This is a genomic window from Gemmiger formicilis, from assembly GCF_018784445.1.
Taxonomy (GTDB): domain Bacteria; phylum Bacillota; class Clostridia; order Oscillospirales; family Ruminococcaceae; genus Gemmiger.
This window is the reverse complement of record NZ_WQOH01000052.1, coordinates 79107-103646: the sequence shown is the minus strand read 5'-3', so window position 1 is coordinate 103646 and position 24540 is coordinate 79107. Positions and strand designations below refer to the sequence as shown.

26 protein-coding genes are annotated in these 24540 nt (G+C 58.8%); 5 read left to right on the top strand and 21 right to left on the bottom strand.

The genetic code is table 11. The features are described 5' to 3' along the window. Positions 1 to 372: 372 nt before the first annotated feature. Complete coding sequence (locus GPK89_RS13050; RefSeq protein WP_215693710.1) at positions 373 to 1095, top strand: hypothetical protein; 723 nt, start codon at positions 373 to 375, stop codon at positions 1093 to 1095. 231 nt (positions 1096 to 1326) lie between these two features. On the opposite strand, the gene GPK89_RS13045 is transcribed toward GPK89_RS13050, so the two are convergent. The 17 genes from GPK89_RS13045 to GPK89_RS12965 form a co-directional block, all read right to left on the bottom strand. Beyond that, positions 1327 to 1737: a pyridoxamine 5'-phosphate oxidase family protein gene (locus tag GPK89_RS13045; protein WP_215693708.1), complete on the bottom strand. Its 411-nt coding sequence runs from the start codon at positions 1735 to 1737 to the stop codon at positions 1327 to 1329. 19 nt (positions 1738 to 1756) lie between these two features. Beyond that, positions 1757 to 2941, bottom strand: coding sequence for an LL-diaminopimelate aminotransferase (locus GPK89_RS13040; protein ID WP_215693706.1), 1185 nt, complete (start codon positions 2939 to 2941; stop codon positions 1757 to 1759). Between the two features lie 195 nt (positions 2942 to 3136). Further along, a complete protein-coding gene (locus tag GPK89_RS13035) occupies positions 3137 to 3517 on the bottom strand; it encodes a metal-dependent transcriptional regulator (protein ID WP_215693704.1) in 381 nt (126 codons plus the stop codon). Positions 3518 to 3593: 76 nt separating this feature from the next. Beyond that, positions 3594 to 3803 carry a FeoB-associated Cys-rich membrane protein gene (locus GPK89_RS13030; protein ID WP_215693702.1) on the bottom strand — a complete coding sequence of 70 codons (210 nt, stop codon included), beginning with the start codon at positions 3801 to 3803 and terminating at the stop codon, positions 3594 to 3596. A gap of 39 nt (positions 3804 to 3842) precedes the next feature. Beyond that, on the bottom strand, positions 3843 to 6041 hold the full coding sequence (gene feoB, locus GPK89_RS13025; protein WP_215693700.1) for a ferrous iron transport protein B: 2199 nt from the start codon (positions 6039 to 6041) through the stop codon (positions 3843 to 3845). Positions 6042 to 6063: 22 nt separating this feature from the next. Further along, the gene (locus GPK89_RS13020) at positions 6064 to 6285 is read right to left on the bottom strand and encodes a FeoA family protein (RefSeq protein ID WP_215693697.1); all 222 of its coding nucleotides are present in this window, start codon (positions 6283 to 6285) and stop codon (positions 6064 to 6066) included. 62 nt (positions 6286 to 6347) lie between these two features. Continuing rightward, complete coding sequence (locus GPK89_RS13015) at positions 6348 to 6560, bottom strand: FeoA family protein (RefSeq protein ID WP_215693695.1); 213 nt, start codon at positions 6558 to 6560, stop codon at positions 6348 to 6350. A gap of 430 nt (positions 6561 to 6990) precedes the next feature. Beyond that, on the bottom strand, positions 6991 to 7356 hold the full coding sequence (locus tag GPK89_RS13010) for a nitrous oxide-stimulated promoter family protein (RefSeq protein WP_215693693.1): 366 nt from the start codon (positions 7354 to 7356) through the stop codon (positions 6991 to 6993). Continuing rightward, positions 7356 to 9023, bottom strand: coding sequence for an amino acid ABC transporter ATP-binding/permease protein (locus GPK89_RS13005; RefSeq protein WP_252261666.1), 1668 nt, complete (start codon positions 9021 to 9023; stop codon positions 7356 to 7358). The genes GPK89_RS13010 and GPK89_RS13005 overlap by 1 nt, the downstream gene beginning before the upstream one ends. Then, a complete protein-coding gene (locus GPK89_RS13000; RefSeq protein ID WP_346344861.1) occupies positions 9023 to 10744 on the bottom strand; it encodes an ABC transporter ATP-binding protein/permease in 1722 nt (573 codons plus the stop codon). The genes GPK89_RS13005 and GPK89_RS13000 overlap by 1 nt, the downstream gene beginning before the upstream one ends. Positions 10745 to 10890: 146 nt before the next feature. After that, a complete protein-coding gene (locus tag GPK89_RS12995) occupies positions 10891 to 11265 on the bottom strand; it encodes a heavy-metal-associated domain-containing protein (RefSeq protein ID WP_215693689.1) in 375 nt (124 codons plus the stop codon). A 363-nt stretch (positions 11266 to 11628) separates the two neighbouring features. Next, complete coding sequence (locus tag GPK89_RS12990; protein ID WP_215693688.1) at positions 11629 to 12057, bottom strand: flavodoxin; 429 nt, start codon at positions 12055 to 12057, stop codon at positions 11629 to 11631. Positions 12058 to 12095: 38 nt separating this feature from the next. Continuing rightward, positions 12096 to 12689, bottom strand: a complete 594-nt coding sequence (locus GPK89_RS12985) for a DUF3793 family protein (protein WP_215693686.1) — start codon at positions 12687 to 12689, stop codon at positions 12096 to 12098. A 203-nt stretch (positions 12690 to 12892) separates the two neighbouring features. Then, positions 12893 to 13894: a hypothetical protein gene (locus GPK89_RS12980; RefSeq protein WP_215693684.1), complete on the bottom strand. Its 1002-nt coding sequence runs from the start codon at positions 13892 to 13894 to the stop codon at positions 12893 to 12895. After that, the gene (locus GPK89_RS12975) at positions 13884 to 14369 is read right to left on the bottom strand and encodes an RNA polymerase sigma factor (protein ID WP_215693682.1); all 486 of its coding nucleotides are present in this window, start codon (positions 14367 to 14369) and stop codon (positions 13884 to 13886) included. The genes GPK89_RS12980 and GPK89_RS12975 overlap by 11 nt, the downstream gene beginning before the upstream one ends. A 175-nt stretch (positions 14370 to 14544) precedes the next feature. Then, complete coding sequence (locus tag GPK89_RS12970) at positions 14545 to 15639, bottom strand: acyltransferase family protein (protein ID WP_215693680.1); 1095 nt, start codon at positions 15637 to 15639, stop codon at positions 14545 to 14547. Positions 15640 to 15691: 52 nt separating this feature from the next. Continuing rightward, positions 15692 to 16066: a Fur family transcriptional regulator gene (locus GPK89_RS12965; RefSeq protein WP_215693678.1), complete on the bottom strand. Its 375-nt coding sequence runs from the start codon at positions 16064 to 16066 to the stop codon at positions 15692 to 15694. Between the two features lie 188 nt (positions 16067 to 16254). Here GPK89_RS12965 and rbr point away from each other — a divergent pair, with 188 nt between their 5' ends. Then, positions 16255 to 16797 carry a rubrerythrin gene (rbr, locus tag GPK89_RS12960; RefSeq protein WP_215693676.1) on the top strand — a complete coding sequence of 181 codons (543 nt, stop codon included), beginning with the start codon at positions 16255 to 16257 and terminating at the stop codon, positions 16795 to 16797. A 195-nt stretch (positions 16798 to 16992) separates the two neighbouring features. On the opposite strand, the gene GPK89_RS12955 is transcribed toward rbr, so the two are convergent. The 4 genes from GPK89_RS12955 to GPK89_RS12940 all read right to left on the bottom strand — a co-directional run bounded on the left by GPK89_RS12955 (position 16993) and on the right by GPK89_RS12940 (position 22601). After that, positions 16993 to 18348 carry a citrate/2-methylcitrate synthase gene (locus tag GPK89_RS12955; RefSeq protein WP_215693674.1) on the bottom strand — a complete coding sequence of 452 codons (1356 nt, stop codon included), beginning with the start codon at positions 18346 to 18348 and terminating at the stop codon, positions 16993 to 16995. Between the two features lie 256 nt (positions 18349 to 18604). Next, positions 18605 to 20536: a type I pullulanase gene (gene pulA / locus GPK89_RS12950; RefSeq protein WP_215693672.1), complete on the bottom strand. Its 1932-nt coding sequence runs from the start codon at positions 20534 to 20536 to the stop codon at positions 18605 to 18607. A 140-nt stretch (positions 20537 to 20676) separates the two neighbouring features. Then, positions 20677 to 22062 (bottom strand): phosphoglucosamine mutase, encoded by a 1386-nt coding sequence (glmM, locus tag GPK89_RS12945; protein ID WP_215693671.1) that lies wholly within the window; start codon positions 22060 to 22062, stop codon positions 20677 to 20679. Positions 22063 to 22142: 80 nt separating this feature from the next. Beyond that, positions 22143 to 22601: a low molecular weight protein-tyrosine-phosphatase gene (locus tag GPK89_RS12940; RefSeq protein WP_215693669.1), complete on the bottom strand. Its 459-nt coding sequence runs from the start codon at positions 22599 to 22601 to the stop codon at positions 22143 to 22145. 119 nt (positions 22602 to 22720) lie between these two features. On the opposite strand from GPK89_RS12940, the gene GPK89_RS12935 reads away from it, so the two are divergent. From GPK89_RS12935 to greA, 3 genes are all read left to right on the top strand, one after another. Further along, a complete protein-coding gene (locus GPK89_RS12935) occupies positions 22721 to 22858 on the top strand; it encodes a hypothetical protein (RefSeq protein WP_215693667.1) in 138 nt (45 codons plus the stop codon). Positions 22859 to 22915: 57 nt separating this feature from the next. Beyond that, positions 22916 to 23926, top strand: a complete 1011-nt coding sequence (gene trpS / locus GPK89_RS12930) for a tryptophan--tRNA ligase (RefSeq protein WP_215693665.1) — start codon at positions 22916 to 22918, stop codon at positions 23924 to 23926. 111 nt (positions 23927 to 24037) lie between these two features. Beyond that, a complete protein-coding gene (greA, locus tag GPK89_RS12925) occupies positions 24038 to 24526 on the top strand; it encodes a transcription elongation factor GreA (RefSeq protein WP_215693663.1) in 489 nt (162 codons plus the stop codon). Positions 24527 to 24540: the final 14 nt, after the last annotated feature.

Sequence of the window (24540 nt, the reverse complement as noted above, 5' to 3'; positions counted from 1 at the left end):
CACGAAACAGCAAATCACGCTATGATGAATATCGTTCCCTGATGAGCATGAATATTTGCGATTACGCTAATTACCCCACAAAACGGTAAAACCAATAGGTGGGGATTTCAATGCGGAGTATGTCCGGCAGCATAAAAACCATCAAATCGGCTTGCGAACACAGGAAAGTTACATTTTAAAGTGCTGACTTTTGAAAAGCCTATTGAGAACCGCGCTATCGCCGTGCTACAATGTGTGTACACACAAGTGAGAGGTTCGTCGGATGGAAAATTTATTGTCTTTTACATTCAATATGGACAGCAATCCAGAGGAGGACCTTAAAGCGGTCAACGAGTATTGATCTTCGGAGCAACCTCAGGTCGGAGGAACGTTATGATAATTAACTGCGTATGGGAGCATAATGGCAACGACACCTTGCTTTATGCGGTGGATTTTGTAGGTGCATATACCCGTGGCGAAAGCCTTGAAATCGCAAAGGCAAAGATGCCACAGGAAATCGTTTCTTATTGCAACTGGCTGGGCATGGAGGCCGAGGGCAAAGCGGAAATCGTGATCGTCGGAGAAAAATGCTCCGAGCTTACAATTCGGGATGCGGATTCCGATGTGCTTTTTGAAAGCGAACAAGCACAACTGACAATAGAAGAATATAAGGCGCTTAAAACCCTTGCGCTGAAGTCAGCAAAGGATTTCCTTGCATTGTACGAATCTATCCCGGATAAGAACGAAGCCGCCATACCGGAGCGCAAGACCTTTTACGGACGAGTCCCCCGCACAGCAAATGAAATGTACGAGCATACAAAGAATGTGAATACATATTATTTTGCGGAGATTGCTGTGGATGCCGATCATGACGGCAACATATACGAATGCCGCAAGCGGGGATTTGAATCGCTTGAATCTAACCCTGATTTTCTGCAAAATACCGTCAGAAAAGGCAGCTATGGTGAGGATTGGTCACTGCGTAAAGTCCTGCGCCGTTTTATCTGGCATGACCGTATCCACGCAAGAGCCATGTATCGAATGGCGATAAAAGTGTTCGGGGCGGAGAATGTGGTAAATCCGTTTTACTTTTTTGATGAAGGAGTTTTAACATAATGGCAAGAACCGAAACGGTTGAATTTACAAATATGTGCATCGAGTACGATCTTGTGGGCTATATTCCCGTGGATGAGCTGCTAAAAGCGGAACAGGCATGACCGAAATCATGCCTGTTCCAAGAAATTTGATTTTACTGTCTTACCAGCAGGGAGCTTGCGTCCGTTCCCTACAACAAAAAGCAGCCCCGGTATGAACAACGCATACCGGGGCTGCCCTGTTTTATAAGTATCAGTAGCTCATAATGTCCTTCACGACGCCGGACATGGAGAAGAGCTTGGCGGAAATGTGGTCAAGATAGACAATGCCGAGCTTGTGGCCGGTCTCCTCGTTGTAGAGGTCGGCCAGCTGGGGCATGGTCTGGAAGGCCGCGGCCTGCGCCTCGGGGCTGTTGTCAAAGTTTGCGGTGCCCTGAATGCGCATCCACTCGCCGCGGTCATTGGCGGCGCAGATTTCCAGGTTCGTGTTGTCCAGCAGCTGCTTGTAGGCGGCCTTGTGCTTGCCCAGGCCGATGCACAGGTGGTCGTTGTACCACATGGCAAAGCCGATGGGCCGTACACGGGGCAGATACCCCTCGACGGTGGCAAGGTAGAATGTAGGATTCTCTTTCAGAAATTCCATGATCTCTTCATTCGGTTTCATGCTGATCCCTCCCGCAGTTTTACAGTGCAGCCAGCGCGTTTTTGATGCGCGCAGCGGCTTCCTTAGTGCGCTCGGCATCGCCGAACGCCGTTAAACGGAAATAGCCCTTGCCGCAGGGGCCGAAGCCCTCGCCGGGGGTGCCCACCACGTGGGCGTTTTCCAGCAGCCAGTCAAAGAACTCCCAGCTGCCCATGTTGTTGGGGCAGCGCAGCCAGATGTAGGGGCTGTTCTTGCCGCCGCAGTACCAGATGCCTGCCTCGTCCAGCGCAGCCGCAATGACGGCGGCGTTGGCGCGGTAGTAGTCGAGGTTCTGCTGGATCTCCTTCATGCCTTCCTCGGTAAAGACGGCCTCGGCACCACGCTGTACAACGTAGGCAACGCCGTTGAACTTGGTGGTCTGGCGGCGCAGCCACATCTTGTTCAGCTTGCCGTCGGCCAGCGCCTTGGGCACGACCGTGTAGCCGCAGCGCGTGCCGGTGAAGCCAGCAATCTTGGAGAAGCTGCATACCTCGATGGCGACTTCCTTCGCGCCTTCGACCTCGTAGATGCTGCGGGCGAGGCCCTGCTCGGAGACAAAGCACTCGTAGGCGGCATCAAACAGGATGACCGCGTCGTTAGTCTTGGCCCAGGCGACCCAGGCTTTCAGCTGTTCGACGGAGTAGGTCGCGCCGGTGGGGTTGTTGGGGCTGCAAATGTAGACGATATCCGCATGGGGCGCTTCGTCGGGCATCGGCAGGAAGTTGTTCTCCGCTGTGGCGGGCAGGTACAAAATCTTGCGGCCGGCCATGACGTTGTCGTCCACGTAGACCGGGTAGACCGGGTCGGGAACGAGAATCGTGTTGTCCTGGCTGAACAGATCCAGCAGGTTGCCCAGATCGCTTTTGGCACCGTCAGAAATGAAGATTTCCGTCATATCCAGCGCAACGCCGTGACCGGTGTAATAGTTCTGGATGGCGCTGCGCAGGAACTCATAGCCCTGCTCGCTGGGGATATAGCCGTGGAAGGTGCCCTTGTGGCCCTGCTCCTCGACGGCTTTGTGCATGGCCTCGGTCACGGATGCCGCCAGCGGTAGGGTGACGTCGCCGATGCCCAGACGGATGATGTCGGCGTCCGGGTTTGCCTTCTGATAGTCGGCCACCTTGTGGGCGATGGTGCTGAAGAGATAGCTCTCGTTCAGTTCTGCGTAATGCGGATTCAGCTGCATGATAGTCCCCCTCTTATTTATACCTTTATATAGTTTAACTTTACCACAATTCGGGCGAGTGTGCAATAGGGTTTTTACGCGGTGCGTGGTGCGGTAGGGGCCGGGCATGCCCGGCCCTTGCGTGTGGGGCAGACGAGCGTCTATGGAAAGGCGGAGGGCCGCACATGTGCGGCCCCTACATGGCGTCCTGTCGGTTTACTTGTTCTCGTTGTCGTACAGCGTTTTGCACTTCTCGTCAATTTCCTTGGCGGGCAGGGATACCGCCATGGCGATTGCGGCGTTGCGGCATTCCTCTGGGGTAAAGCCCATGTCCGCCAGGGGGAAATGCTGTAAAATTGTCTCGACCAGGTCGTCGTAATACCGGGCGTAGAGCACGCCGCGGTCAGTGATATAGATTTTGCCGTACCGCCGCCGCACAATGACCCCCTGCTTCATCAGGCTGGTCAAAATGCTGGTCACGCTGGGCTTGGTTACGCCCATGACCTGCGCGAGGGCCAGCGGGGAAACCTCCGTGTTTTGCTGCGCCAGATGGTGGATGGCCAGCAGATACCGCAGGTTGGAATCGGTCAGGGTCATGGCATCTCTCTCCTTTACGCCAAAAAGGGGCGCAGGCCACGAACGGACCCGCGCCCCTTTTCAGGCACTATTGTGTTTAGTTGCTGTGGCAGGCACCGCCGCAGGTTTTGCAGTTCCCTGTGCATCCGCCGTGACCGCCGCATCCGCCGCCCCCGCAGGAGCCATCGCAGCAGCCAAGGCCGCCGGTCTTGTGTTCATGATACAGAAGCCAGCCGGTACCGCCGAAGACGATGATCGAGACGATGATCGTGGACAGGTTAAAGTTGGTGGCCAGAAATTCCATCATAAGAAATCGCTCCTTTCCGGAAGCATTATACACTCAAAATTATTTGGAAGCAACAGCTTTCTTGGAGTTGAACTGAACCTCGTTGACGCCCTCGTACTTGTTGGGGCGGAACAGCAGGTAGATCGTCATGGCAATGATGGCGACTGCCACGATGGTGAAGAAGTTGAAGCTGACCTCACCGGTGATCAGACCGCCGATCTGGTAGACGACCAGAGAAGCGCAGTAGGCAAACAGGCACATATAGCCGATGGCGATGGCAGTCCACTTGCCGTTGTTCATCTCGCGCTTGATGGCGCCCATAGCGGCGAAGCAGGGAGCGCACAGCAGGTTGAAGATCATGAAGCTGTAAGCGGAGAGGGCGGTGAAGCTGGCAGCAACCTCGGGCCAGATCTCGTCGCCGTTGTCAGACAGCTCGTCAGCATAGTGATACAGAACACCGAAGGTACCGACAACATTCTCCTTGGCAATCAGGCCGGAGATGGACGCGACGGTTGCACGCCAGTTGCCGAAGCCCTGCGGGATGAAGATCCAGGAAATTGCGCTTGCAACGATAGCCAGGATGGAGTTGTCCTGATCCTCGACCATCGTGAACGCGCCGTTCTCGAAGCCGAAGCCCTGCAGGAACCACAGGATGATGGTGGCAGCCAGAATGACGGTGCCGGCACGCTTGATGAAGGACCAGCCGCGCTCCCAAGTAGCGCGCAGGACGTTGCCCCATGCGGGCACATGGTAAGCGGGCAGCTCCATAACGAACGGAGCAGGATCACCGGCGAACAGCTTCGTCTTTTTCAGGATGATGCCGGAGATGATGATGGCTGCAAAGCCGATGAAGTAAGCAGAGGTGGCGACCCAGCTGCTGCCGCCGAACAGAGCACCTGCGATCAGGCCGATGATGGGCATCTTGGCACCGCAGGGAATGAAGCAGGTGGTCATGATCGTCATACGGCGGTCACGCTCGTTCTCGATGGTACGGGAAGCCATAACACCGGGAACGCCGCAGCCGGTACCAACCAGAATGGGGATGAAGCTCTTGCCGGACAGACCGAAGCGGCGGAAGATACGGTCCATGATGAAGGCGACACGGGCCATGTAGCCGACGTCCTCCAGAATGGACAGCAGGAAGAACAGAACGAGCATCTGGGGAACGAAGCCCAGGACCGCGCCGACACCGGCGACGATGCCGTCCATGATCAGGCCGTACAGCCAGCCAGCAACACCGATGCTCTCCAGCAGGCCGCCGAGGGCATTCGGGACGATCTCACCGAACAGAACATCGTTCGTCCAGTCGGTGGCAAAGGTGCCGATGCCGATGCCGCCGTCCGCAACGGAGGTGCCCATCGCGATGGCGTACATCAGCCACATGATGAGGGCGAAAATCGGCAGCGCCAGAATACGGTTCGTGACGATCTGGTCGATCTTATCGGAGGCGGTCAGGTTCTCGGTGCGGGGCTTCTTCTTGACGGCCTTGTCAACAACACCGTTAATGTAAGCGTAGCGCTGGTTGGTGATGATGCTCTCGGCGTCATCATCCATCTCCTTCTCGCAGTCAGCGATGTGGGCGTCGAGGTGGTCGAGCAGCTCTTTATTCAGGTTCAGCTCGGCCTGCACCTTGTCGTCACGCTCGAACAGCTTGACGGCGTACCAACGCAGGAAGCGGTCATCGACCTTGCCCTGGATGGACTCCTCAATGTGGGCGATGGCGTGCTCAACACTGCCGGTAAAGACGTGAGGCAGCTCGCCGGCCTTGCCCTTCTTGGCGGCGGCGACGGCCATCTCAGCGGCCTTCTCGCTGCCCTCGTTCTTCAGGGCGGAGATCTCGACGGCCTCGCAGCCCAGCTCCTTGGACAGCTTGTTCAGGTCGATCTTGTCGCCGTTCTTGCGGACGAGGTCGATCATATTGACGGCCATGACCACGGGGATGCCCAGCTCGATCAGCTGGGTGGTCAGATAGAGGTTGCGCTCGATGTTGGTGCCATCGATGATGTTGAGGATGGCGTCGGGCTTCTCGTTGACCAGGTAGCCGCGGGCGACGACCTCTTCCAGCGTGTAGGGAGACAGAGAGTAGATACCGGGCAGGTCCTGGATCACGACGTCGTCGTGGCCCTTCAGCTTGCCTTCCTTCTTCTCAACGGTAACGCCGGGCCAGTTGCCGACATACTGGTTAGAACCGGTCAGGCTGTTGAACAGGGTGGTTTTACCGCAGTTCGGGTTGCCTGCCAGAGCAATTTTAATTGCCATTGATTATACCCCTTTCTGAAATTTACTCAACCTCGATCATTTCAGCATCAGCCTTGCGGACGCTGAGCTCGTAGTTACGGACGGTCAGTTCCATCGGGTCGCCCAGGGGGGCTACCTTGCGGACGTAGACCTTGGTGCCCTTGGTCAGGCCCATGTCCATGATGCGGCGCTTGACAGGGCCTTCGCCATGCAGCTTGGCAACGGTGACGGTCTCGCCGACCTGTGCATCTTTCAGAGTCTTCATACTTTGTTCCTCCTCTTAAGGTACAATAAATCAAACAGCCTATGGCTGAGATTCCCTTTTTATCAGCCGACAATAATACGCATGGCCAGCGTCTTATCCAGCGCAATGCGGGCTTCCTTGACCTGGATGATGAGGTTGCCACTGATCTCGTTGACAACGGTAACGGTCTCGCCCACAACAAAACCCAGCTCGGCCAGATGCTGGCGGACTTCGTCCTTGCCGGTGATTTTCTGGATGGTAACGGTATCGCCTGCTTTAGACATCGTCAAAGGCATTCCATACACTCCCCTTTTTTGCAAGTCTGCAACACATTAGCCTATGCTAACATATTGGATGAAAGCACGCGGTTAGAATGTTCTAACCGCTTACGTCGGTAGTTTACCACCACTAACTCCCGGTGTCAAGATGTGAGTTAGGCGTGGCGAACACTTTTGGAAGATTGCACAGTTATCAGTAACTAACCTTTGTAAAATTTGAATAAATCGTAAATGCTTGGCGGAGGGTGTTGCCGTGTACATCATTTATAGAGTCGTAGGGGCCGGGCATGCCCGGCCCGCAGCGTTTACGGCGGCAGTCCCATTATCCAACGGATTTGCAAGTGAAGGGTCTTGACCGCTTGACGGCGCACAACGGGCGCCGTCAGCCAGCAAAGCCGCCCCCCTACAATACAAAACAGGGCAAGGTACTTCCCTGCCCTGTGCGTATTTATTGCGCCTTTTTCTGTTTCCTTGTCTCCACCAGATGCCGTATCGCCAGCACGGGATGGTGGAACAGCATCCGCGGGCCGCTCCAACGCATGACCTGGCGGATCTGCTCCCGCATTTCGGGCTTATAGCAATGAGTCTTGCAGACGCTGCAAAACGTCTTGGTCGCCATGTGCGGGCAGTGGTCCACCCGCGCATCGGCGTAGTCCCGCAGGGCCGCGCAGTCGGGGCAGAGCTGGCCTTTCGGCGTGCCGTGGTTGCCGCGGCAGTACAGCTCGATCATCAGGCCGACCGTTTCTTTCTCCTGCCGGCGCTTTTTCTCCGGGGTGTCGGGAACACCGCCCCCTACAACGTTCTTGTCGGCCATCAGCTCATTCTCCCATTCTCGACCGAATAGGTCGTGTCGGCAATACGCATCGTCGATGCCCGGTGGGATACCAGCACGACGGTCTTGTTTGCGCGTTCCTCGGCCAGGCTGTGCAGGATGACCGCCTCGTTCAGGCTGTCGAGATTGCTTGTCGGTTCGTCCAGCAGAATGAACGGTGCGTCATGCAAAAATGCCCGTGCCACGCCAAGGCGCTGCCGCTCGCCGCCCGAGAGGGTATCGCCCAGCTCTCCGACGGGAGTGTCGTAGCCCTGAGGCAGCGTCATGATAAAGTCGTAGATGGACGCCTTTTTGCAGGCCTCCACGACCTGCTCATGGGTCGCGTCCCGGTTAGCGATTTTGACATTTTCCTCAATACTGTCATGGAACAGCACGGTATCCTGCTCGACAAAGCTCTCCGCTGCGCGCAGCGACGCTGTGTTGATGCCCTTAATGTTTTCGCCGGAAATCTCCACCCTGCCCAAATCGGTATCCCAGAACCGCATGAGCAGTTTGAGCAGCGTGGATTTGCCGCTGCCGCTGCGGCCGGTGATGCCCACGACCTGGTTCTGCGGGATGTGCAGCGTGACTTCCTTTAAAATCTCGCTGTCACCGTAGCCGAAGGTCACGCGGCGGGCGTCGGCACCACTGAACACAATGTCCTTGCCGCCGACGACCTCTTTCACGGCGGGCTGCTCATCGAGGATGTCCAACACGCGGTTGCCTGCGGCAAAGGTGTTTTGCAGCCCGGTACCGAGGTTTGCCAGCGCGATGACCGGGCCAAAGCTGCTCATGAGTGCCACAGTGCAGACCAGTGCGCCGTCAAAGCTGATGGTCCCCGACGCGCACAAGGACCCCGTCAGCGCCAGCATACCGCCGTCCAGCAGCAGGATGATGGCCCCGGTTACGGCTTGTGCCGTGCCGCCAGCCTCTTTCAGGCGGCGCTCCTGCCCGGCCAGCGCGTCGGTGCGCTGGTTGATCTGCGCTAAGCGGTGCGCACCGTCGTTGTATTGCAGGCTTTCCCGCACGCCGCGCAAGCTGTCCAGCACAAAACCGTTCAGAGCGCCGAACTCCGCGCGGAAATTCTCGCCAGACTTGCGCGCACCCTTGGCGGCGGCCACCGGGATACCGATGCCGATAATGGCGTAGGCCAGGGCGGCGTACAGCCCCAGCAGCGGCGCATAACTGCCCATAAAGCACGCCATAACGATGCTTACGATGGCCGCAATGCAGATGGGCGAGATCGTGTGGGCGTAGAAAACTTCCAGCAGTTCAATGTCGGCGGTCAGCACGGCAATCAGGTCGCCCTTGTCGCGGCCTTCCAGCTTTGCGGGGGCCAGCTGGCGCAGCACGCCAAAGACCTTGTCGCGGATGAGGGCCAGCAGCTTGAAGGCAATAAAATGGTTGCAGCCCTGCTCGGCGTAGTGCAGCACGCCGCGGGCTACGGCCAAAATCGGCAGCAAAATACATACGGTGCCAAGGGCAATAGGCGCGGCGGCCAACAGCGTGTCCAGCAGCGCATAGACGCCCAGAACCGGGATAAAGATAGCGCAAAGAAAGCCCGCCACACCAAGCAGAACCGCGCATACCATGACCGGGGCCAGCGGCTTGACCAGCCCCACAAGGCGGCACATGACGTTGAAATTGCCGCGCGTGCGTTTGTTTTCCATCACTGCGCCCCCTTTCCGTAGTTTTCCAGTGCCTGCTGGCGGTTCCACAGGTCGGCGTACAGCCCGCTCTGGGCCAGCAGTGCTTCGTGTGTGCCCTGTCCGGCCAAGTGCCCATGATCCAGCACGTAAATATTGTCCGCTTTCGTGACGTTGGCCAGGCGATGGGAAATCAAAATGACCGTCTTGCGCCCGGCCAGACGATGGATGCCCGCCATGATATCGTTCTCGCTCTCTACGTCGATATTGGACGTTGCTTCGTCAAAGATATAGATGGAGCTGTCATGCAGCAGGGCGCGGGCCAGCGCCAGACGCTGCCGCTGGCCGCCGGACAGGTTGCTGCCGCCTTCGGCCAGCTGGGTGTTCAGGCCGTCCTCGCTGCGCAGGAAATCTGCGAGGTTGACCTGTTCCAACGCGCCCCACAGTGCGCCGTCGTCGGCGTCGGGTGCGGCCATCCGCAGGTTGTCTGCCACCGTACCCTTGAACAGGTGGCTGCCCAGGCTGACGAGGGTCACGTTTTTCAAAAGGTTTGCTTCGTTGACGGCGGAAAGTTCCTGCCCGCCGATGGTTACGCTGCCGGTGTAGCCAGCTGCGCGGCCGGTCAGTACAGCAGCAATCGTCGATTTGCCGCAGCCGCTCTCGCCCACCAGCGCCGTAAAGCTACCCTGGGGAAAGTCGAGATTCAAGCCGTGCAGCGTCTCTTTTTCGGCGGTGTAGCCAAAGTGCAGGTCACGGCAGGCAATGGCGCAGTCCGTGCCGATCTCGGCGCTCCTGGCGTCGCCCTCGGGCAGATCCAGCAGCTTAAAAATTTTATCGCTGGCGGCCATGCCGTTCATGGCGACGTGGAAATACGACCCCAGCGCGCGCATGGGCAGGAAGAAATCCGCCGACAACAGCAAAATGCAGAGCGCGCCCTGCAAACCCACGCGGCCCGCGGCAAACTCTTTAGCCGCCACGGCAATGCCCAGCGCCGCGCCGCCGTAGGCGATGACGTCCATAACGATGATGGAGTTCAGCTGCATCGTCAGGACTTTCATCGTCACCTTGCGGAAATGCTCGGCCTCGCGGTTCATGGCCGCATGGCGGGCTTCGTCTGCCTGGTAGATTTTGAGTGTGGTCAAGCCTTGAAGGTTTTCCAGAAAGCTGTCACCCAGCGCGGCGTACTGGCCCCAGTATTTGCCCAGCAGTTTTTTGGCAAATTTCTGCACAGCCACGATGGAAACCGGAATCAGCGGCACGCAGATCATCAAAATGACCGCTGCCCGCAGGCTGACCGGGGCCAGCGCGATAAACAGTGTGAGGGGCGCGAGCATGGCGTAGAAAAACTGCGGAAGGTACGCGCCGAAGTAGGTCTCGAGCTGTTCGACGCCCTCGCCCGCCAGCTGCAGGACCTCGGCGGTGGGCACGGCCTGGGTGTAGCTGCCGCCCAGGCGCAGCAGTTTTTCATAGATGGCGGCGCGCAGCGTCTTTTTCACGGTGCGGCTGGCGTTGTAGCTGGTCGAAGCCGCGCCCCGGGTGCAGAAGAACCGCACGACGAGCGCACCCAGCAGCACAAGCAGCGCGGCGGACAGACTGCCCTGGCCGTACACAAGCCCCGCCAAAAACGCAGACACGGCAAAGATCATGGCAATATTGGCCAACAGCGCCACCCATTGCAGCGCCACATTCCGCGCGATATACCGTTTGGAATCGCCCATCATGGCGATCAGGCGTTTGTTTATCATCATAGTTTGTGGTTCCTTTTAGTAGAGTTGTAGGGGGACAGACATATCCGGCCCGCGCATCTGCCGCAACCCGAAACGCTGTGGGCCGCCGCAAGGTTGAGAACCGGGCAGGCCCGGCCCCTACGGACAGGACATACCCAATGTGTTTACTCTTTCTCCGTCGTGCGCAGGGGCAGATAACCGGCATCGCGGATGGCCTGACGGATGGCGTCTTCGTCGGCGTCGGCCTTGGTCCAGACCGTCACCTTCTGGGCGCTCAGGTCTGCCTCGGCCAGGGTGTCCGTCATGGCGTTCAGGGCGTTCTCCACATGGCGCTGGCAGTTCTGGCAGGTCATGCCGTCCACACCCATGACCAGACGGTGCAGGTAATGGCTTTTGTTGGTGTCGGTGGCCTTGACCTTCCTGGCGGGGGCGTCATGCTCACCGCAGCAGCCGCCGCCATGGTTCAGGTGATGTACATAGTTGTAGATGCCGTAGACAACAGCTACGACCAGGATCAAAACAATAATAACGTTTGCCATACGATAACCTCCGGGTTAGTGTTTTCTAATCGAACTTAGGATATACTAACTTTGCGAGATTGTCAAGTAGGAACTTTTTGGATGCTGCAAGCAAAGGCTTCCCCCTTTGGGAAAGCTGCCCGCGAAGCGGGCTGATGAGGGGCGGCCTTGCCAGACCTCTCTTTGAAGGAAGATATTGCGGGTAAGCTGAGGGCCGGGCATGCCCGGCCCCTACATGGGCGGCGTTATTGCCTATGAACGGGTTGCTATGGCAAATGTGCCCCTCATCCGGCCTTCGGCCACCTTCTCCCAGGTGAGAAGGCTTTACATAAAAAAGAAGAGGGGCATTGCTGCCCCTCCCAGGTATGATGGATATGGAGAATATCACGCGTTGGCAAGGGCGGTGCCCAGGGCTGCGCAGGCAGTCTCAGCGTCGCCGTCGGGGGCACCGTTGGCCATGACAGGCTCAACGACCATGCGGGCACCGGCAGCCTCGGCATCCTCGGCCCAGGTGCGGATCCACTCGCCGTCGCCCCAGCCGTAGGAGCCGAACAGGCCGACAGGCTTGCCGCTCAGGGAGCCGCGCAGATCCTGATACATCGGCTCAAACTCGTTTTCTTCCAGCTGCTCAGCGCCCATGGCGGGGCAGCCCAGCGCAAAGCCGGTGTAGTCGCCGGCGGAGGCAACATTGAACTCAGATGCGGTGAACTTGTCAACAGCTGCGCCGGCAGCGGTTGCTGCATTAGCGACCAAATCAGCCATAGCCTCGGTGTTGCCGGTGCCGCTCCAATAGATAACTGCGATCTTGCTCATAGTAAACTACTCCTTTGTACATTCTTTATGGTGCATCGTCAGGCGGCCACAGTCAGCCGCCGGATCGGGGTGCCGTTGTAATAGCAGCGGGCGTAGATGCGCTCGCATTTTTTGTAGCGGTCAAACTCTGCCTGGGCGGCGGTGGGGTCGGTGTAGACCTTCCAGTAGCCGCAGGCCGTAAAGTTTTTGCCGCGATTCTCGATAAAACCGATGACATCCGCCAGCGGGTAGCCTAAGAAAACGCCGATCTCGTGCGGGAATTCCCCCTCGCAGCACAGCCGGTCGGCCAGCTGATTCAGCAGGGCGTCCGCAGTGCCGAGGGCGTACCCCTCCCCTGCCAGAAAGTCCAGCGTGCGGGGGTCTGCCAGCAGTCTTGCCACCCGCGCGGGGCGGTAAACATAGACCAGCACGGCCCCGGTACGCGGACACTGCTTGAGCACCCGCACCGTGACGCCGCGGGGCGCGAGCGCTGCGTGCCAGGCGGCGGCCATGTCGGCGGCGTCCTGCCCGGGCGCGGGCTGGTAGCGGAAGAGGCTGGCGGGTTTGAGCCCGGCCAGCGTGGGGGCACACAGGGTTGCCAAATCGCAGGCGAAGCTGCGCGGGCTGGGGGTAACGCGGGTACGTTCTGCCATGAGACGGCTCCTTATCCTCTGCAATAGTTAGCATATGCTAACCGAAGCTTCCATAAAACCGCACAGCACGGGGAGAGAACCGCACTGTGCGGGCTATGGTTCCTAAAGGGAAACTCACTACGGTTAGTTTTAACTAACGCTAACAATATAGCATGATATCACACAGTTGTCAAGCGTTTTTTGCAAGGTTTTCCAGGTGCGTATTATGTAAACCCATTCAGCACCACCTTCAGTTCGCCCCAGATATCCTCCTGCTTGACGCTGTAATCCAGGCCGTCCGTGTGTGGTCTGCAATAAATCTGATACAAAATGCCATCCTGCGCAAAATAGGCGCTGGACTGCACATAGGGCATCGAGTTCGGGTTGCTGGTGCAGTGCGGAATCAGCGCAGTGTTGCCGTTTGCCATTGGGTAGCTTTCACATTCCCAGGTCAGCCCGGCGCTCTTTTGGCGGTAGAGCTGGGCCACGGTCTCCGGCGCGGCGTCGCCCAGATAGACGACAGCCATCATTTCCACATCGTAGATGCCATGGCGCACGCCGGTGCGCAGGTAGAGCTTGTCCGGCGTTTCGCCGCGCCCAACGGGGATAAGCCCAGCCGGGTATTCCTGCGCTTTCGGCGTGTAGGGGCGGCCGTCGTATTCTTCGGGTATCTCGATCATGCCCGACGGATACAGCGAGACGGCGGCAAAATTGTTGGCTTCGGTATCCAGCAGCACGTTCTGTGCCAGCGGCAGGTCGGTCGCGGCGGTCAGTTCGCCCCAACTGTCGTAGCCGCGCACTGCGCGGGAATAGCGGTTCATCTCGTCCTCATCAGGAAGGTGCAAAAATCCGTTGATGCCGCAGTGCATCGGCAACCAGCCATCGGCAGAAACCTCGCCGTTGTGGTTTGCCGTCAGCCCCGCCAGTAAGTCACTATCCAGCGTAAAATACTGCCGCTCATACGTTATGGCATACCCGGTGTTCGCCTCGGGCGCGAAGGAGGGGCGCGGGTTCTCCCGCAGGTTCGTAAATTCTGCTGTGCCCGCCAGTACCCCGGCTGCAATCAACAGCGGCGCAGCCAGGCAGAGGGCGATACGCCGCCAGGGCCATGCCGGGCGGGCGTTGGGCAGAGCCTCGGCCACGGCGGGCCAGAGATCGACCTCGGCCGGGTGCAGGCCGTCAGTCAGCTTCGTGCGCAAAAATTCTTCATCGCGGTCATTCGTCATGGTGCTCCCCCTCTCTTAATCGTGAGGCCAGCTGTTTTTTGGCCCGGTGATAGCGTGTGCGCAGGTAGGCGGCGGGCCGCCCATGGATGCGTGCCAGCGCGGCATAGTCCAGGCCGTCCAGCACGCGCTCCAACACCAGCGCCCGGTCGAGTGGCGGCAGAGCGGCCAGCGCGGTACGCAGTTCGTCGCTGATGCCTGGGTCCTGTTCCCGCGGTTCCGGCGTTGGGTAGTTGGCCGCGCGGCGGGCTGCCCGCAGCATATCCAGCGCGGTGCGGTAGGCGATGCGGTAGAGCCACGCGCATTCGTTGTCGGTGCCGTCGCCCCGCAGGGTGCGACGCTGCTGCCATGCCTTGATGAAGGTTTTCTGCACGGCGTCCTGGGCATCGGCTTCACACCCCAGCAGGCCGGTACAGTAGCGCAGCAGGGCGGCAGTGTGGGCATGTACGAGTTTTTCCAGGTCCTGTTCAGTCTGCATAGGCTCGACCTCCTTTCACCCTTATAACGCCGATGGAGGCGGAAATATATCAAAAAAAGAGCCCCGAAGGGCTCGAAAATTTTGGCGCTTTGGCTTCTCCTGAGGGAGAAGCTGTCCGCGAAGCGGACTGATGAGGGGCGCGTTTCCTTATGGGGCGGCAAGGCAAAGCCGCCCCTCATCCGGCCTTCGGCCACCTTCCCCCAAAGGGGAAGGCTTCCCGCACTTTCTTGTAAACCAAATCCCCTGCCAGCGGCAAAGCCAGGCCAACCACAGTATACGCCAGCCACCAGAGGCCGCCGGTGAAATAGGTGGGGAACGCGGCCAGCAGGTACGGCTCGCCGCCGGTGGCCAGCAGCCCAAGCCAGGTCACGAGTTTGAAGCTCAAGAAATGCAAAATGACAATGGGCATTGTGGCGCGGCCCAGGTAGGCCAGCACGGCGCTGAATTTCGGCCACGCCGCCGACAGACACGCAGCCTGCCGCACCAGCACCCAGCCCGCCAGACTGGCGGCCAGCAGGAAGATCGGCCCGGGGTAGCCGTTGCCCGCCAGGCCAACGGAGCCAAACTGCCCCAGCACGGCCAGCAGCACAAACGCGGCAGCGGCCAGCCCGGCGCGGTGCAGCGGTTTGACGTCGCTGCGGGCGGTGCAGCGCAGCACGGTCCCCAGGTAGAACAGGCTGTAACAGCTGGCCGCAATGCCAAGCCCCCAGACGTTCCACCCGGCCAGACCACAGCGCCATCCCACCCAGAGCAGCACGCCGGAGACAAGCCCCTGGGCAATCAGTGTATCACCGCCGCGCAGCAGCTTCTGCAGCAAAAATTCCACGACAGCGTACAAAATAGAAATCTGGAACAGCGCCTGGATGAACCACAGCGCCCCGCCCAGCTGGGTGCCGCCGTCAAACACGCACCAGTGCGCCGTGCGGCCGATGACGTCTTTCAGCGTTGTGGGCGTGGTGACGATATTGCCGGGCAGCGCCAGAATGCGCTCATCCCCGGTTAAAATATTCAGGCGCAGGAACAGGTTGTTCAGCACCGTGAACGCCGTGTTGGCCAGCACAAAGGGCAGCCAGAGCGTGACCACCTTGCGCTTGGCAAAATGTACCAGCCCGCCCCGCAGGCTGAAAAGCCACCCGCTGAGCATAAAAAACAGTGCCATGTGGAAAAGATAGATAAAACCGGTGCCGGGAAAGCCCGAGTGCCCCAGCACCATAAGCACGATGCCGATGCCGCGCATACTATCTAATACAGGGTCGCGCTGCTTTGCCATAAGTACCAACCTCGCTTTTACAAAAATACCGCCCACGGTTGGGCGGCAAGGGTCACTGCGCGTTTTTAGCGCGGCATTTTGGGCAGATATACCGGATCGTCAGCGTGTAACCGCGTACCTCGGTGCCGATGGCGGACTCAATATCGCGGATCAGCCCCACCACCGGCAGGTCGGCCAGGTCGCCGCAGCTTTCGCACAGCAGGTGGCCGTGGGGGCTTGGGTTGGCGTCGTAGCGGTCGGGGCCGTCCGGCATTTCCAGGTGGCCGATCTCGCCGTCCAACTCCATAAGCTTTAGGTTGCGGTACACGGTGCCGCGGGCAATGTGCGGCATGGCCTGCCGCGCGTGGCTGAAAATTTCGTCAGCGGTCATATGCTCGGGGCATTTTTCACGCATAATGTCCAGTATCAGGGCGCGTTGGCGGGTCATGGGCAGACCTCCTTTAAGGATTTAAGATTAACTCCTATTCAGATGGTACACTATTTTGGATGATTTGTCAACGCTTTGGGCAAAATACACAAGAGTTGTTCCCGATATTTGACTTGACATACGCACTTCTTATGGTATAATAGAATAAAATTAAGAACAAATCCTAATTTAAAACGGAGGTATTCACTATGGAACTCAGAGGCAGCAAGACCGAGAAAAACCTGTGGGAGGCTTTCGCAGGTGAGAGCCAGGCCCGCAACAAGTACACCTACTTTGCATCCAAGGCCAAGAAGGAAGGCTACGAGCAGATCAGCGCCATCTTCACCGAGACCGCCAACAACGAGAAAGAGCACGCCAAAATTTGGTTCAAACTCCTGATGGAGAACGGCGAGATCCCCGACACGCTGACCTGCCTGAAGATGGCCGCCGCGGGCGAGAACGAGGAGCATACCTCGATGTACCCGCGCATGGCCGCCGAGGCGAAGGAGGAGGGCTTCAACCAGGTTGCAGCCCTGTTCACGATGGTCGCCGCCATCGAGAAGGACCACGAAGAGCGCTACAAGGCCCTGGCCGCCAACATCGAAGCTGGCAAGGTCTACGCCCGCGAGACCGAGCAGGTCTGGCAGTGCCGCAACTGCGGTTTCGTCTATATCGGCCAGCACGCGCCGGTCAAGTGCCCGGTCTGCGCCCATCCGCAGAGCTATTTTGAGCTGAAGAGCAGCAACTACTAAGAGAGCAGAAAAGAGAAGCGCGGTTTCCAAAATGGGAAAGTGCTTCTCTTTTTCTATGGAAGGGCTTTTATGAGCGATACGGCTGGGAGTTTTTGTGCATGGTGCAGGGCGACGGTGAGGATGAGATGACCCATATGTGTATCCACCGATAAGCAAAACCGGGAAGCGTCAAAACGGCACTTCCCGGTTTTATTTTCAGCGTTCTTCCAGCGGGACGTAGTCACGCGGCTGCATGATGCTCTGGTAGGCGGGGCGGATGATTTTGTCCATGTTGACCAGCTCCTCCATGCGGTGGGCGGACCAGCCGACGATACGCGCAATGGCAAAGATCGGCGTGTACAGTTCCACCGGAATGCCCAGCATATCATAGACAAAGCCGGAGTAGAAGTCTACATTCGTCGAAACGCCCTTGTAGATGTGGCGCTTTTCGGCAATGACCTTGGGGGCCAGCCGCTCGATGGTGTTGTAATACTCAAAGTCACGGCTGCGGCCCTTGGCATCGGCCAGCTGGTGGACAAAGTTCTTGAACACCACAGCGCGCGGGTCACTGAGTGAGTAGACCGCGTGGCCCATGCCGTAGATCAGGCCCTTCTGGTCAAAGGCCTGCCGATCCACGATGCGGCCGAGGTAGTCGGCCATGGCGGCCTCGTCCAGCGGGTCGGCGACATGGGCGCGGATGTCGTCCATCATCTTCATGACCTTGATGTTCGCGCCGCCGTGCTTGGGGCCTTTCAGGCTGGAAAGCGCCGCCGCGATGACCGAGTAGGTGTCCGACCCGGAGGACGTGACGACGCGGGTCGTGAAGGTGGAGTTGTTGCCGCCGCCGTGCTCCATGTGCAAAAGCAGCGCGATATCGAGAACGTGGGCCTCAAGGTCGGTGTATTTCTGGTCGGGGCGCAGCATTTTCAGCAAGTTTTCCGCAGTGGACAGGTTCGGATCCGGGCGGTGGATGTACATGCTGCCGCCGCACTCATAATAATTGTAAGCGTGGTAGCCGTAGACGGCCAGCATCGGGAATACGCTGATGAGCTTGATGCACTGTTCCAGCTGGGTCTGCAGGTCGGTCTTGCCGATGTCGTCGTCATAGCTGGCCAGCGTCAGCACGCTGCGGGTCAGGGAGTTCATCAGGTCATGGCTGGGGGCTTTCATGATGACATCGCGCACAAAGTTTGTCGGCAGGGCGCGGCATTTCGACAGGCAGGCCGTGAAGGTTTCCAGCTGCTCCTGGTTCGGCAGGTCGCCCAACAGCAGCAGGTAGGCTGCACCCTCAAAGGCGTAGCGCTTGCCGCGCAGACCGCGGATCAGGTCATAGACGTTGTAGCCGCGGTACCAGAGCTTGCCATCGCAGGGAATCTTCTGGCCGTCGCGTTCCTCAAAGGCATCGATGCGGGAGATGTTGGTGATACCGGCCAGCACACCCTTACCGTTTTTGTCGCGCAGACCGCGCTTGATATCATACTGGGCAAACAGTGCAGGGTCAATGCGGTTGTTGGTGACACATTCCTCGGTGAAGATGCGGGCTTCCTTTTCGATGGCTGCGTAATCGCTCATGGCAGATGACCTCCCTTTTCTTATTTGTTCACAGTGGGTAAACAAATCGTAGCAGATGCAGGATTTTTTACAAATCGTATAAGAATAATTATACGGAAAATCGAACAATCTGTCAAATGGATAAATTGTGAACAAACCACACGGTAGGGGCCGGGCATAATGGAAAACGGACGTTTACGGGATGGTTGAGGGCGGGGCATGCCCCGCCCCTACCGGGATACAAAAAAAGGAGAGGTCAAGCCTCTCCCAATGCATCTCATTCCGCTACCAGCACCGTCACGCTCGTGGGGGCCAGCTCCAACGCATCACGGAAACGGGGGCCAAAGGGTGTTACCCCGGCGTGGACGCCGTCGCTGAGCTTGCGCCAGGTACCGGCGGGCAGGCTGGCCCACTGGCAGGTGCGCTCGGGATTGTAGTAGACGGCCAGCTGGCCTGCCGTGGCCGTGCCGTCGTTCTCCAGCACAAAGCCGATGAGCCAGCCGGGTAGCATCAGAATAAACGGCTCTGGCTCCCCTGCCGCGCCGCTCAAACGCGGGTAGGCGCGGCGGATGGCCAGCATCCCGCGGTAAAACGCCGTCAGGGCGGCAAATTCCGGCCTGTGGGCGCGGGTCCAGTCTAACTTGTTCGTGTCCAGCGGGCCTTTGTAGCTGTTGTGGTCGCCATGCTTGGTACGGCCCCATTCCTCGCCCGCCTGCATGAAGGGCAGGCCCTGACAGGTCAGGTAGATGCCCGCCGCCATGCGGTTTTGCGCCAGCAGGTCGGCGTCGGGCCAGTCGTAGTCGCCGCGTCGGGCCACGGCGGCCAGCTTGTCCCAAAGCGTGTAGTTGTCGTGGGCCGAGATGTACTGCACCACCTGCCCCGCCTTGCGCGGCCAGAAGCCGTGGGCACCGTTGCGCCATGCGCTGATCAGGTGCAGCACATCGTAGCCGTGCTGGGGCGCGCCGTTGACATAGCCCGCATTGGCCGCGTCAAAGACGTTGCCCTTGATGCAGTCCCGTGTATCATCGCAGAAAAATCCGATGCGGTCACTCAGAGCATCCAGCGCACGCTTGTCGGCAGGGCGTGCACCGCCCTCAATGTTCGTGCCGCCGCCCATCCAGGGTTCGCCGTACATCAGGATGTTCTCGCCGCCGGGCAGGCTGTCCAGCGCAGCGCGGATGGCGTTCATTGTGTCCACATCTTCCAGCGCCATCAAATCAAATCGGAAACCGTCAATGTGGTAGGTCGTGGCCCAGTACAGCACCGATTCCACGATGTATTTGCGCACCATCGGGCGCTCGCTGGCCAGGTCGCAGCCGCAGCCGGAACCGTTCGTCGTCATGCCGTTGGGCCAGCGGCGGTTCCAGTAGCCTGGCACGGTGCGCTCCAAGTTGCTCTCGCCGTGGTAGGTGTGGTTGTAGACAACATCCATCACGACGCCCAGCCCCGCGCGGTGCAGGGCGGCCACCATGGCGCGGCACTCCCGCACACGCACCTCTCCGTGGAAGGCGTCAGTGGCAAAGCTGCCCTCGGGCACGTTGTAGTTCAGCGGGTCATAGCCCCAGTTGTAGCCGCCGTCGGGGCGGGCCTCATCCACGGTGGCGTAGTCATAGATGGGCTGCAGCTGCACATGGCTGACGCCGAGATTTTTTAAATAGTTCAAGCAGGTTGGGTGTTCGCCGTCACCGTCCAGCGTCGTGTCATCGGGGGTGAAGCCCATGAATTTGCCGCGCCACGTCGGTTTTACGCCGCTGTGTTCGTCGGCGGAAAAATCGGCAACATGCACCTCCCACACGCTGCGGGCGTGGGCAGGGATATCGGGGCGGGTGTCCTGCTCCCATCCCTCCGGCGCGGCCTTGGCAAGGTCCACGACCATGCCGCGCACGCCGTTGGCCCCGGCGCTGCGGGCGTAGGGGTCCACGACCTCATGCATGCGGCCATCCGGGAAATAGATGCGGTAGATGTAGTAGACGCCGTGCAGATTGCCCGGCAGTGTGATAGCCCACACCCCGGCGTCGCCGCGGCGCATCTCGTGTACGCCCAGCGTTTCTGCGCCGGGTTCATCGTCGGTGCCGGTGGCAAACAGGCAGACCACGACCCCGCAGGCAGTGGGAGCCCACAGCTTGAAAGTGGTATCCTCCGCCGTTGGATTTGCGCCCAGGTCACTGCCGTGGTAATAGGGCAGTTCGCACGCCTGATGCCAGTTCATGGGTGATCGCTCCTTACAAATAATATAATTTATTGTAGCAGGTGGAGAGACACATTGCAAGGGAAACGTTTCAATTCCACCAAAAAACACCGCGCTGCCTTTTCAACAGCGCGGTGCAAAGCTTCATGCAGGGTTCAAATTCAGATGGCGTAACCCTTGGCCTTGATGACGTCCACGACCTGGGCGACGTACTTTTCGCAAGTCTCGTGCTCGGGAGCTTCGACCATCACGCGAACCAGCGGCTCGGTGCCGGACTCGCGGACCAGGATGCGGCCGGTGCTGCCCAGGGCCTCGGCCACGGCCTTGACGGCCGCCTGGACGTCTGCGTCGTCCTGTGCGGCTTTTTTGTCGGTGACATGGACATTTTCCAGAACCTGCGGGTAAATCTTCAGTGGGGCGGCCAGCTCACTCATTGGCTTCTTCTTCGCCAGCATGACCTCCATCATCTTCAGGCTCGTCAGGATGCCGTCACCGGTGCTGGCGTACTTGGAGAAGATGATGTGGCCGCTCTGCTCGCCGCCGATGCGGCAGCCGTTTTTCGCCATATACTCATACACATACTTGTCGCCAACGGCGGTCTTGGCGTAGTCGATGCCCTGCGCATCAAAAGCCTTGTACAGGCCGAAGTTGGACATAACGGTGGTGACGACCGTGTTGGTGATGAGCTTGCCGCGCTCCTTCATATAGCAGCCGTAGATGTACAGGATATGGTCGCCGGTGACGACGTTGCCCTTCTCATCCACGCAGAGGCAGCGGTCGGCGTCGCCGTCATAGGCAAAGCCGATGTCAAGGTGGTTCTCAACGACGAACTTCTGCAAGCCCTCAATGTGGGTGGAACCGGCGTTGAGATTGATATTCAGGCCGTTGGGCTTGTTGTTGATGACGTAAGTGTCCGCGCCGAGGGCGTCAAACACGCTCTTGGCAATGTTCCAGCTGGAGCCGTTGGCGCAGTCCAGGCCGACCTTGACACCGCGGAAGGAGTAGATGCCCAGGGAAATCAGGTAGCCCATGTAGCGGTTGCGGCCTGCCACATAGTCCACCGTGCAGCCGATCTTGTCGCGGCTGGCGAAAGGCAGCTCGGGCCAATCCTGGTCGAAAACGTGCAGGTGCCCGTCGAGGTAAGCCTCAACCAGGAGCAGCGTTTCTTCGTCCATTTTCTCGCCGTAGCAGTCAATGAGCTTGATGCCGTTGTCATAGTAAGGGTTGTGGCTGGCGGAGATCATGATACCGCAGTCGAAGTCGTCTACACGGGCAATGTAGGCTACGCTGGGGGTGGTGGTGACGTGCAGCAAGTAGGCGTCCGCGCCGCTGGCGGTCAGGCCCGCGACGAGGCTGTACTCAAACATGTAGGAGCTGCGGCGGGTATCCTTGCCGATGACGATGCGCGGGGCGGTCGCCTCGCCGTTGCGCTGGCGCAGCATACCGTAATACCAGCCAAGGAAACGGCCTACCTTGTAGGCGTGGTCGGCGGTCAAGTTGACACCGGCCTCGCCGCGGAAGCCGTCAGTACCGAAATATTTTCCCATTCTATTCACACGTTCCTTTCGGATTGTAGTTGGTGCATATTCAAAGGTAGCTTCATTATAGCACTTGTTGGCCGGTTTGTCTATTTTTTATTGGTCAGCATTTCCAGAAGCGCCGTACAGCCGTCCAGTACATCCCGCCAGGTGGCCGCAAAATCCCCGGTGTACCAGGGGTCGGCCACGTCGCCGGGGCGGTCAGTGCAGTCCAGCAGGCGGTGGATTTTGCCCGCCGGGTCTCCGCCGCAGAGGCGGGTCATATTGCGGATGTTGGCACTGTCCATGCCGATGAGCAGGTCATATTTGTCATAGTCGGCCCGGGTCATCTGCCGCGCCGCATGCGCCCCGCAGGCAACGCCATGGGCCGCCAGCTCCCGCCGCGCCGGTGGGTAGACCGGGTTGCCGATCTCCTCGGTGCTGGTGGCAGCGGAATCAATGACAAAACGCTTCCCTGCCCCGGCCTTGGCGGCTAAATCTTTCATCACAAACTCCGCCATCGGACTGCGGCAGATGTTGCCGTGGCAAACGAATAGAATTTTGACCATAGCTGTAACATTCCTTCACATAAAACTATCAGTTTCAGGGGTGTAAAACATTGACAAATATCTTCTGTTTGATTATATTCTATATTGTACACGAAAACACATGAACTGCCTAGTCCTGCGTGAAAATTTGCGCGGGAGAACGGTTCGGCAAGGAGGCGGTCAATGGCATCACCGTATATCCCATGCAGGTGTCTGCCGTTGAGACGGCTGCTTTGCGCTGGATGCGCACGATGGCGGCGGCGACGGAATACGAATAAAGCATATTCTTCCCTTGCATTGAAAAAGTGATTTATAACGAATGGAGATAGAGTACTATGGCAGAAGAAAAACGCAAACGCATTCTTTCGGGCATTCAGCCCACCGGCACGCCCACTCTGGGCAACTATATCGGCGCGGTGCGCAACTGGGCACTGCTGCAATCTGACTATGACTGCCTGTACATGGTGGCCGACCTGCACAGCCTAACCGTGCGCCAGGTGCCCGCCGACCTGCGCCGCCGCACCCGTGAGCTGGCCGCCCTGCTGCTGGCCGTGGGCATCGACCCGAAGGAGCACGTTCTGTTCGTGCAGAGCCATGTGCCGGCGCATACAGAGCTTTCTTGGGTGCTGGCCTGCAACACCCAGTTCGGCGAGCTGTCCCGCATGACCCAGTTCAAGGACAAGAGCGCCAAGCACCCCGACAACGTCAACGGCGGCCTGTTCACCTACCCTGTGCTGATGGCGGCGGATATCCTGATTTATAACGCAGACCTCGTTCCCGTGGGCCAGGACCAGACCCAGCACCTGGAGATTGCCCGCGATATCGCAGGCCGCTTCAACGGCATCTACGGCGACACTTTCACCCTGCCGGAGGGCTACGTCCCTGCCGCCGGCGCGAAAATCATGTCGCTGGCCGAACCGACTAAAAAGATGAGCAAGTCCGACACGAACGTCAACAGCTTCATCCTGATGACCGACGACAAGGACGCCATCGTGCGCAAGTTCAAGCGCGCCGTGACCGACTCCGACGGCGTTGTCCGCTTTGACCGTGAGACGAAGCCCGGCGTGTCCAACCTGATGTGCATTTACAGCACCTTTACCGGCAAGTCCAACGATGAGATCGCCGCCGAGTTTGAGGGCAAGGGCTATGGCGACTTCAAACTGGCTGTGGCCGAAGTCACCGCCGATGCGCTGGCCCCCGTGCAGGCCGAGTATGGCCGTATTCTGGCCGACAAAACCTATGTGGATGAGGTGCTCAAGAACGGTGCCGAGCGTGCCTCCCGCCTGGCCAACCGCACCGTCAGCAAAGTTTACCGCAAAGTTGGCCTGCTGCAGCTGGATAAATGACGCTGTGACTTGACAAATCCTATTTAAACCTATATAATATCTAAGTTGGTGCGGCTCCCCAGTTGGTGCCGCACTACTTTTACTATCCATTTTACGTTAGGAGACACTGCTATGGCTAAAGAAGTTGTCGTTACCCGCGAGGGCTATAATAAACTGGAGCAGGAACTGGAAAACCTGCGCACCGTCAAACGTAAGGAAGTCGCTGACAAGATCAAGGTTGCCCGCGGCTACGGCGATTTGAGCGAGAATGCCGAGTACGACGCCGCCAAGGAGGAGCAGGCTTCTGTGGAGGCCCGCATCGCCGACCTGGAGGCCACCCTCAAGCTGGCCCGCATCATGGATGAGAGCGAGCTGTCCAACGACACGGCTTCCATCGGTATGCACGTCAAGATTCTGGCCGAGGGCGATGACCTGGAGGACGCCGAGGAGTACGACCTGACCGGCTCCACCGAGGCGGATATGGACCTGAACCGCATCAGCGACGAGAGCCCGGTTGGCGCGGCCATGATCGGCTGCAAAGTCGGCGACAGCTTTAATGTCACCCTGCCCAACGGCAATATCATCACCTACAAGCTGCTGGAAGTTTCCCGTTCCAAGTAAGCATTTGAAATCAA